Annotated in this window: 8 protein-coding genes; all 8 read left to right on the top strand. The window is 75.7% G+C overall.

The features are described from left to right. Positions 1 to 276: hypothetical protein (locus tag F9B16_RS46040; RefSeq protein ID WP_151546593.1), on the top strand; the 276-nt coding region annotated here is incomplete at its 5' end. Between the two features lie 31 nt (positions 277 to 307). Further along, a complete protein-coding gene (locus F9B16_RS46035; protein ID WP_151546592.1) occupies positions 308 to 1,111 on the top strand; it encodes a TlyA family RNA methyltransferase in 804 nt (267 codons plus the stop codon). A gap of 160 nt (positions 1,112 to 1,271) precedes the next feature. Next, positions 1,272 to 2,300: an NAD kinase gene (locus F9B16_RS46030; RefSeq protein WP_151546591.1), complete on the top strand. Its 1,029-nt coding sequence runs from the start codon at positions 1,272 to 1,274 to the stop codon at positions 2,298 to 2,300. Positions 2,301 to 2,358: 58 nt separating this feature from the next. Further along, a complete protein-coding gene (recN, locus tag F9B16_RS46025) occupies positions 2,359 to 4,065 on the top strand; it encodes a DNA repair protein RecN (RefSeq protein WP_151546590.1) in 1,707 nt (568 codons plus the stop codon). A 119-nt stretch (positions 4,066 to 4,184) separates the two neighbouring features. Then, positions 4,185 to 5,429 carry a putative cytokinetic ring protein SteA gene (gene steA, locus F9B16_RS46020; RefSeq protein WP_151546589.1) on the top strand — a complete coding sequence of 415 codons (1,245 nt, stop codon included), beginning with the start codon at positions 4,185 to 4,187 and terminating at the stop codon, positions 5,427 to 5,429. Next, on the top strand, positions 5,426 to 6,382 hold the full coding sequence (locus F9B16_RS46015; protein WP_151546588.1) for a copper transporter: 957 nt from the start codon (positions 5,426 to 5,428) through the stop codon (positions 6,380 to 6,382). Before steA ends, F9B16_RS46015 begins: the two co-directional genes overlap by 4 nt. Positions 6,383 to 6,389: 7 nt before the next feature. Next, positions 6,390 to 7,376: a hypothetical protein gene (locus tag F9B16_RS46010; protein WP_151546587.1), complete on the top strand. Its 987-nt coding sequence runs from the start codon at positions 6,390 to 6,392 to the stop codon at positions 7,374 to 7,376. Between the two features lie 60 nt (positions 7,377 to 7,436). Then, a complete protein-coding gene (gene murJ / locus F9B16_RS46005) occupies positions 7,437 to 9,167 on the top strand; it encodes a murein biosynthesis integral membrane protein MurJ (protein ID WP_151546586.1) in 1,731 nt (576 codons plus the stop codon). Positions 9,168 to 9,259 lie beyond the last annotated feature (92 nt).

The raw sequence follows: 9,259 nt of genomic DNA, 5'->3' as shown, positions 1-9,259 counted from the left end.
GAGGCCGGCGGCGCGGAGCCGGGCCTCCCGGCCGCGCCGCCGCCCGAGCCCACCGGCGACCCGCGGGTGGACGAGGCCGTCGCGCGCCTGGCCGAACTGGCCGGGCGGCCCGTCCCCGAGCACGTGGAGATCTTCGAGGACGTCCACCAGCGCCTCCAGGACCTGCTGGCCGGCGCGGAGGGCTCCTCCGCCGAAGCGGGCCCCTCCGCCGGGGCGGGCCCGGCCGTGCCGCCGCCCCGGCCCGCGTTCCCCGACGCGCTGCGCCCCCGCCCGTGAGCGCGGTGGCGACGATCACGGGGGCGGTGCCGTGGCGGTGAGGCGGCGGCTGGACGCCGAGCTGGTGCGGCGCGAGCTCGCCCGGTCCCGGGAGCACGCGAGCCAGCTGATCGCCGACGGCCGGGTCAGGGTCGGCGGGCAGCGCGCGAGCAAACCCGCGACGCAGGTCGAGGCGGGCGCCGCGATCGTCGTGGACGAGGCCGCCGGCGGCCCCGAGTACGTCTCGCGCGGCGGCCACAAGCTCGCCGGCGCCCTGAAGGCGTTCGAGGGCCTGGAGACGAAGGGCCGCGTGTGCCTGGACGCAGGCGCCTCGACCGGCGGGTTCACCGACGTGCTGCTGCGCGCCGGCGCCGCGCACGTGTACGCCGTCGACGTCGGGTACGGGCAGATCGCCTGGTCCCTGCGGACCGACGACCGCGTGACGGTGATCGAGCGGGTCAACATCCGCGACCTCGAGCCGGAGACGCTCGGCGGCGCGCGGCCCGGCCTCGTGGTCGGCGACCTGTCGTTCATCTCGCTCAAGCTCGTCCTCGGCCCCGTGCAGCGCTGCGCCGACCCGGGCGCCGACTACGCGATGATGGTCAAGCCGCAGTTCGAGGTCGGCAAGGACCGGGTCGGCGCCGGCGGCGTCGTCCGCGACCCGGAGCTGCGCGCCGGCGCCGTCCGCGGCGTCGCCGAGCACGCCGCGGCGCTCGGGCTCGGCGTCCTCGGCGTGACCGCGAGCCCGCTGCCCGGGCCGTCGGGGAACGTCGAGTACTTCCTGTGGCTGCGGGCCGGCGCGCCGCCGCTCGACGACGCCGACCTGGAGAAGGCGATCGCGGAGGGCCCGCAGTGATCGTCCGTGCGCGCGCGGCCGTACAGAGGGCGTCCGAGAACACAGCGGCCCGGAGAAGGACGCCCGCGGCGGGGACGCCCGCGGCGGGGACGCCCGCGGCGGGGACGTTCGTCGAGAGGACGTCGGCACGCCGGGTCGGGCCGGGGAGTGGGGCGAAGGTATGAGCAAGAGGTCGGTGCTGGTCGTGGCGCACACCGGGCGGCCGGAGGCGGTCCGCAGCGCCCAGCTGGTCATCGAGCGGCTCAGCGCGGCGGGGATCTGCGTCCGCGTCCTGGACCGCGAGGCCGACGACATCGGCTGCGCGGGCGTGGACGTCATGCCGAGCAACGCCGCCGCGGCGGAGGACGCCGAGGTCGTGATGGTCCTCGGCGGCGACGGGACGCTGCTGCGCGCGGCGGACCTCACCCGCACGTCCGGGACGCCGCTGCTCGGCGTGAACCTCGGCCACGTCGGGTTCCTCGCCGAGGCCGAGCGGGAGGACCTCGCCGCCACCGTCGACCGGGTCGTGACGCGCCGCTACGACGTCGAGGAGCGGATGACGATCGACGTCACCGTCCGCCGCAACGGCACCGTGATGGGCGCGACGTGGGCGCTGAACGAGGCCAGCATCGAGAAGGCCGAGCGGGAGCGGATGCTGGAGGTCGTCGCGGAGATCGACGGCCGCCCGCTGTCGAACTGGGGCTGCGACGGCGTGGTGTGCGCCACCCCGACCGGGTCGACCGCGTACGCGTTCTCCGCCGGCGGGCCGGTGGTGTGGCCGGAGGTCGAGGCGATGCTGGTCGTGCCGATCAGCGCGCACTCGCTGTTCGCCCGCCCGCTCGTGGTGTCGCCGCGGTCGCTGGTCGCGGTGGAGGTCCTCGCCGACACCCCGCGCGCCGTGCTGTGGTGCGACGGGCAGCGGACGCTCGACCTGCCGCCCGGCGCGCGGGTCGAGGTCCGGCGCGGCGCCGAGCCGGTGCGGCTCGCCCGGCTGCACCTCACCCCGTTCACCGACCGGCTGGTCACCAAGTTCGGGCTGCCGGTGACGGGCTGGCGCGGCCGGGTCCGGCAGCCCGCGACGCCGTCCCCCGCGGAGGAGGCTCCGCAGGTCACCGGGGTCGAGACCATCGGCGGCGGAACCGGGGCCGGGCCGGCGGCGTCCGATCTCGCCGGGACGGACGGGGGAGCATCCGGCGCGCAGAGTGGATAATCTCCACAGGCGCTGATCGGGGATTCGTTTGCGGAGGGTTGTGACGCTGGTGCGTCCGATGGTCGATGAGGTGCGGATCCAGGGCCTCGGCGTGATCGACGAGGCCGTGCTCGATCTGTCGCCCGGGTTCAACGTGGTGACCGGCGAGACCGGGGCCGGCAAGACCATGGTGGTGACGAGCCTCGGGCTGCTGTTCGGCGGCCGCGCCGACCCGCAGCGGGTCCGGCCCGGGGCGGGCCGCGCCACCGTGGAGGGGCGGATCGTGGTCGATCCGGGCGGCCGGGCCGTCGAGCGGGTCGAGGAGTCCGGCGGCGAGCTGGACGAGGGCGCGCTGATCGTGACCCGGTCGGTGTCGGCGGAGGGCCGCTCGCGGGCGTTCCTCGGCGGCCGGTCCGTCCCGGTGAGCGTGCTGATCAACCTCGCCGACGACCTCGTCGCCGTGCACGGCCAGTCCGACCAGCAGCGGCTGCTGCAGGCCGGGCGGCAGCGCGGCGCGCTGGACCGGTACGCGGGCGGTTCCCTCACCAAGCCGATGCGCGCCTACACCAAGGCCTACCAGCGGCACCGCCAGGTCAGCGCGCTGCTGGAGGAGCTGACGACGCGGTCGCGCGAGCGCGCGCAGGAGGCCGACGTGCTCCGCTTCGGCCTGGAGGAGATCGAGAAGGTCGACCCCAAGGAGGGCGAGGACGTCGACCTCGCCGCCGAGGAGGAGCGCCTCGGGCACGCCGACGCGCTGCGCGGCGCGGCCGACACCGCGCACGAGGCGCTGCTCGGCGACGCCGCCGCCGCGTTCGAGGCCGCGAACGTGACGAGCCTGCTCGGCCAGGCCCGCAACGCGCTGGAGGCCGTCCGCGAGCACGACCCCGACCTCGCGGCGCTCGCCGACCGGCTCGCCGAGGCCGGCTACCTCGTCTCCGACGTCGGCACCGACCTGGCGTCCTACGCCGAGTCCGTGGACGCCGACCCGGCGCGGCTCGCGGCCGTCCAGGAGCGGCGCGCCGAGCTGACCTCGCTGGTCCGCAAGTACGGCGGCGAGGCCGGGACGGTCGCGGAGGTGCTGGAGTGGGCGCGCCGGTCGGCGGCCCGCCTCACCGAGCTGGACGGCGACGACGGCCGCATCGAGGAGCTGCGCGCCGAGCACGCCGAGCTGACCGAGCGGCTCGCCGCCGAGGCCGCGGAGCTGACCGCGGTCCGCGGCCGCGCCGCCGAGCGGTTCTCCGAGGCCGTCACCGCGGAGCTGACCGCGCTGGCGATGCCGCACGCCCGCGTCGTGGTGACCGTCACCCCGACCGGCGACTACGGCCCGCACGGCGTCGACGAGGTGGAGGTGCGGCTCGCCCCGCACCCGGGCGCGCCGCCGCTGCCGCTGCACAAGGGCGCGTCGGGCGGCGAGCTGTCCCGGGTGATGCTGGCGATCGAGGTCGTGTTCGCCGGCGCCGACCCCGTCCCGACGTTCGTGTTCGACGAGGTCGACGCGGGCGTGGGCGGCAAGGCGGCGGTGGAGATCGGCCGCCGGCTCGCCCGCCTGGCCCGCAACGCGCAGGTGATCGTCGTCACGCACCTGCCGCAGGTCGCCGCGTTCGCCGACCAGCACCTGCTGGTGGAGAAGTCCGACGACGGCACCGTCACCAGCAGCGGCGTCACCGCGCTGGACCGGGAGGGCCGGATCCGGGAGCTGTCCCGGATGCTCGCCGGCCTGGAGGACTCCGAGCTCGGCCGGGCGCACGCCGAGGAACTGCTGGCCATGGCCGCCGAGGAACGCTAGCCCGCGGCCCGCGAACAGGGGGAGAACGCACAAGTGAACACGGTGGGCGACGGGTCGGACACGCCCCGTCGATCGTCCCTGCGGCTCTTTACTCCCGTGCTCTGGCAGGATGGCAGGCGATGAACGAACCGGCTCCCACCACCGAGCGGCGCGCCCGGCTGACGCAGCGGCTGACGCTGCCGCGGCGCGTGCTCGCGCTCGGCCGCGGCCGCGACGACGGCCGGCAGGGGGTCAGCGCGACCGTCCGGCTGGACCGCCGCACCAAGGACCTGACCAAGCGGCTGCAGGCCGGCGAGGTCGCCGTGATCGACCATGTCGACCTCGACCGGGTCAGCGCCGAGGCGCTGGTGTCGTGCCAGGTCGGCGCGGTGGTGAACGTCGCGCCGAGCATCTCCGGCCGGTACCCGAACCTCGGCCCGCAGATCCTGGTGGACGCCGGCGTCCCGCTCGTCGACGACGTCGGCCCGGAGATCTTCGGCAAGCTGCACGAGGGCGACCAGGTCCGGGTCGAGGGCCCGTGCGTCTACCTCGGCGACGACGTCGTCGCCAAGGGCACCGAGCAGTCCGCCGAGACGGTCGAGACGGCGCTGACCGAGGCCAAGGCGGGGCTCGCGAGCCAGCTCGAGGCGTTCGTCGCCAACACGATGGAGTACGTCAAGCGCGAGCGCGACCTGCTCATCGACGGCGTCGGCGTGCCCGAGGTGGCCACGAGGATCAACGGCCGGCACGCGCTGATCGTCGTCCGCGGCTACCACTACCGCGAGGACATCGCGACCCTGCGGCCCTACATCCGCGAGTACCGTCCGGTCCTGATCGGGGTGGACGGCGGCGCGGACGCGCTGCTGGAGGCCGGCTACCGCCCCGACATGATCGTCGGCGACATGGACTCGGTCTCCGACGACGCGCTGACCTGCGGCGCGGAGATCGTCGTGCACGCCTACCGGGACGGCCGGGCGCCCGGCCTGAAGCGCGTGCACGAGCTCGGCCAGGAGGCCGTGGTGTTCCCCGCGACCGCCACCAGCGAGGACATCGCGATGCTGCTCGCCGACGACAAGGGCGCCACCCTGATCGTCGCGGTCGGCACGCACGCCAACATGGTCGAGTTCCTCGACAAGGGCCGCGCCGGCATGGCCAGCACGTTCCTCACCCGGCTGCGGGTCGGCAGCAAGCTGGTGGACGCCAAGGGCGTCTCCCGGCTGTACCGCAGCAGGATCTCCACCTGGTCGCTGCTGTTCCTCGTCCTCGGCGCGTTCGTCGCCATCGTCACCGCCGTCGCCATGTCCCCGGCGGGGGACGTCATCAGTCCCCTGCTGGCCGACCGCTGGCACGCCTTCGTCTTCTGGCTGACCGGACTCTTCACGTGATCGATTTCCGCTACCACCTCGTCTCCATCGTCGCGATCTTCCTCGCGCTGGCGCTCGGCATCGTGCTGGGCTCCACCACCCTGTCCAACTCGGTCGGCGACACGCTGCGCAAGCAGGCGAGCTCGGCGGCCAAGAGCGCCCAGGAGGCCCGGGTCGCGCAGCGCCGGCTGCAGACCCAGGTGAAGGGCGAGGAGCAGTTCGGCCAGGTGCTGTCGCCGCAGATCGTCGCGGACCGGCTGAAGGGCCAGTCCGTCGTCATGATCGAGACGCCCGGCGCCGGCAACGACAGCATCGACCAGGTCAGCGAGCTGGCCAAGGACGCGGGCGCCGCCGTCACCGGGCGGGTGACGATCCAGAAGAAGCTGCTGGACGACGACCAGCAGAGCACGCTGGACGAGCTGGCCACCCAGCTGAAGAGCGACGGCGTCGAGTTCCCGTCGGGCGCCAGCTCCTACGACAAGGCCGGCGCGGTGCTCGCGAACGCGCTGCTCACCCGCGACCCCGCCAAGACCGGCCGCGAGGACGCCGCCGGCGGCGCCGTGCTCAGCGGCTTCAAGCAGGCCGGCTACATCACCACCAGCGGCAAGCCCGGCCAGCACGCCACCCTCGCCGTCATGGTCGCGCCGGCGAACCCGTACGCCTACGACGGCGGGGACCAGGACAACAAGGCACTGATCTCGCTGGCCGCCGCCCTCGACGGCGCCGGTCGCGGTACCGTCGTCGGTGGCCCGCTGACCTCCGCGCAGGAGGGCGGGCTGATCGCTGCGCTGCGTGACTCCGACACCGGCGACTCGGTCTCCGCCGTCGACATGGTGGACACCTCGTCCGGGCAGGTCGTGACGATCCTGGCGCTGCAGAACGAGCTGAACGGCAAGTCCGGACAGTACGGGACGGGCGCCGGCGCGAGCGGCTACCTGCCCTCGCCCGCGCCCACGGCGGGGAAGAGCGGGTGACGACCTGATGAACGGACGCATCGCCTCGGGGTCGGCGAGGGGCGCGCGGCTGCTGGCCGGGATGGGCCTCGGCGCCGTCGCGGCGCGCGCCGCGTACGTCGCGCTGACGCGGCGCCCGCCGGGCCTCAACGGCCTGCCGGGCGAGGAGGTGTGGGACCGCACCAACCACCGGGGCGAGCCCGTCACGCTGCTGGAGGGCCCCGCGCTGGTCGCGGGCGCCGCCGCGGCCGGACTGCTGGCGCCCGGCGCCACCGGCCGGACCCGCGCCGCCGCGCTGCTGGCCGGCGCCGCGTCCGGGATCCTCGGCGGCTACGACGACCTGGCGGGCTCGGCGTCGTCCCGCGGCTTCAAGGGCCACCTCGGCGCGCTCGCCCGCGGCGAGGTGACGAGCGGCGCGGTGAAGATCCTCGGCATCGGCGCGACCGGGCTGGCCGCCGCCGCGATCGCCGGCTCGCCCGCCCCGACGCGGCGCGGCCGCGCGTTCGACACCGTCGTGAACGGCGCGATCGTGGCCGGGAGCGCCAACCTGATGAACCTGTTCGACCTGCGGCCCGGGCGGGCCATCAAGGTCGGCGTCATCACCGGGACGCCGCTGGCGCTGGCCCGGCCGTCCGCCGCCGTCGTGGCCGCGCCGCTGGGCGCCGCCGCCGCGCTGCTCCCCGAGGACCTCGCCGAGCGGGCGATGCTCGGCGACACCGGCTCCAACGCGCTCGGCGCGCTGCTCGGCCTGGCCGCCACGCGGCTCGGCCGCGGCCCCCGGCTGGCCGTGCTGGGCGGGCTCGTCGCGCTGAACGCGGCCAGCGAGTTCGTCAGCTTCACCAAGGTCATCGCGGCGAACCCGGTGCTGAACCGGATCGACATGCTCGGCCGCCGTCCCGTCGCGGTGCCCGCGCCCGCGGCCCCCGCCGACAAGCCGGACATGGAGGACGCGTTCCGGCCGCACGTCCCGCCGCCGGGCCCCGCCGGCAACGGCGTCGCCGTGGACCCCGCCTAGGATCCCGGCGGCCCCCCGGCCGGTCCCGACAGCGCCTTCCGTGACGAGTGCCCCTCACCGATGCCCGCCAACACCCCGTCCCGCACCCCGCCGAGCGACCCGCCGGCGGGCGGCGGGCCGCCCGATGAGCACGCCGGCGACGCCGTGACGCCGTCCCCGCGCGGATCCGCGCTGCGCCGGCTCACCGGCGGGCTGGCCGGCGCGGCCGTCGTGATCGGGGTCATCACGGTGCTGGCCCGGCTCGCCGGGTTCGGCCGGACGTACTCCTTCTCGCAGACGGTCACCACGTCCTGCCTGAGCCAGGCGTACTTCAGCGCGACGCAGCTGCCGAGCAGCATCTACGAGATCGTGGCGGGCGGCGCGCTGGCCAGCATGGTCGTCCCGGTGCTGGCCGGGCCCGCCGAGCGCGGCGACCGCGCCGAGGTCCGCCGGACCGCGTCGGCGCTGCTGACCTGGGTCGTGCTGCTGATGCTGCCCCTCACCGCGCTGATGGCGGGGCTCTCCCATCCGCTGATGGAGCTGGCGGTCTCCGACCACCTGCAGGGATGCTCGCGCGACGACGTCGTCCGCGTCGGCGGGGACATGCTGGCGATCCAGTCCGTGCAGATGGTGATGTACGGAGCGGCGGTCGTGCTCTACGGGCTGCTGCAGTCGCACCGCCGGTTCGTGGCGCCCGCGCTGGCGCCGCTGGTGTCCAGCCTCGTGGTCATCGGCGCGTACGTCGCGTACGCGCCGCTCGGCAGGGGGTTCGAGAACGACCTCGCCGGGCTGCCGCTGGACGCCGAGCTGACGCTGTCGGTTGGCACGGCGCTCGGCGGCGTCGCGATGGCCGCGACCGCGGGCGTCGCCGCGTGGCGGCTGCGCCTGCGGCTCCGTCCGACGCTGCGGTTCCCGGACGGGGTGGCGCGCCGCGTCCGGCGGCTCGCCCTCGCGGGGATCGCGACGGTCGCGGCGCAGCAGCTGTCGACGCTGCTGATCGTGCGGCTCAGCTCGCGCGGCACCCGCGGCGCGCTCGCCAACTACCAGTACGCGTGGGCGATCTACCTGCTGCCCTGGGCGATCCTGGCGGTGCCGATCGCCACGAGCGCGTTCCCGATGCTGTCCGCGCGGATGAGCGCCGGCGAGCACGAGCGGTTCGACCGGGTGACCGCCGCGACCACCCGCGCGGTGATCCTCGTCTCGTGCGCCGGGGCCGCCGTGCTGGCGGCGGTCGCGGTGCCGGTGTCGGTGGTGTTCAACCCCGGCCATCCCGACCAGCAGGACGTGCTGGCGCGCGCGGTGCTCGCCTTCGCGCCCGGCCTGCTCGGGTACGGGCTGGTCGCGCACCTCGGCCGCGTCCTGTACGCCTGCCACCGCGGCCGGATGGGCGCGATCGCGGTCGTCGCGGGCTGGGTCGTGGTCGCGGCGGTCGACGTGGTGCTCACGCTGTGGGTCCTCGACCCGAAATGGGTCGTGGCGGGCCTCGGGGCGGGCAACGCCGCCGGCATGACCGTGGCGGGCGTGCTGCTGATCGGCACGCTGCTGCGCGCCCGGGGCGCCGGTGCCGTGCACGGGCTCGGGCGGGTGCTGGCCGCGGGGGTGCTGGGCGCCTGCGCGGGCGCCGCCGCTGGCTACGGGACGGCCGCGCTCCTCGGCGTCGGTGCGCCCGGCCTCGCCGGGCAGCTCCGCAACATCGGCACGGGGGCGCTGGCCGCGCTGGTCGCCGCCGCCGTGTTCCTGCTCATCGCGTTCGTGGTCGACGGCCGGGACCTGCGGGCCGTCCTCACCCGGAAGGTCGCCCGCAGTGCCTGAGGAGACGAACATGTCCGAGAAGCCGGCCGGCTCCGGCGCGCCGGCGGCGGCCGCGGGCCCGCGTCTGGACGGGCTGCGCGTCGCGCTCGTCC

This window comes from Actinomadura montaniterrae (assembly GCF_008923365.1).
Classification (GTDB): Bacteria; Actinomycetota; Actinomycetes; order Streptosporangiales; family Streptosporangiaceae; genus Spirillospora; species Spirillospora montaniterrae.
This window is presented reverse-complemented; position numbering and strand designations above follow the sequence as displayed.

Bases quoted from the DNA above. Each gene is read 5' to 3' on its own strand.
- recN (WP_151546590.1), top strand. From the start codon at position 2,359: ATGGTCGATGAGGTGCGGATCCAGGGCCTCGGCGTGATCGACGAGGCC.
- steA (WP_151546589.1), top strand. From the start codon at position 4,185: ATGAACGAACCGGCTCCCACCACCGAGCGGCGCGCCCGGCTGACGCAG.
- F9B16_RS46030 (WP_151546591.1), top strand. From the start codon at position 1,272: ATGAGCAAGAGGTCGGTGCTGGTCGTGGCGCACACCGGGCGGCCGGAG.
- murJ (WP_151546586.1), top strand. From the start codon at position 7,437: ATGCCCGCCAACACCCCGTCCCGCACCCCGCCGAGCGACCCGCCGGCG.
- F9B16_RS46010 (WP_151546587.1), top strand. From the start codon at position 6,390: ATGAACGGACGCATCGCCTCGGGGTCGGCGAGGGGCGCGCGGCTGCTG.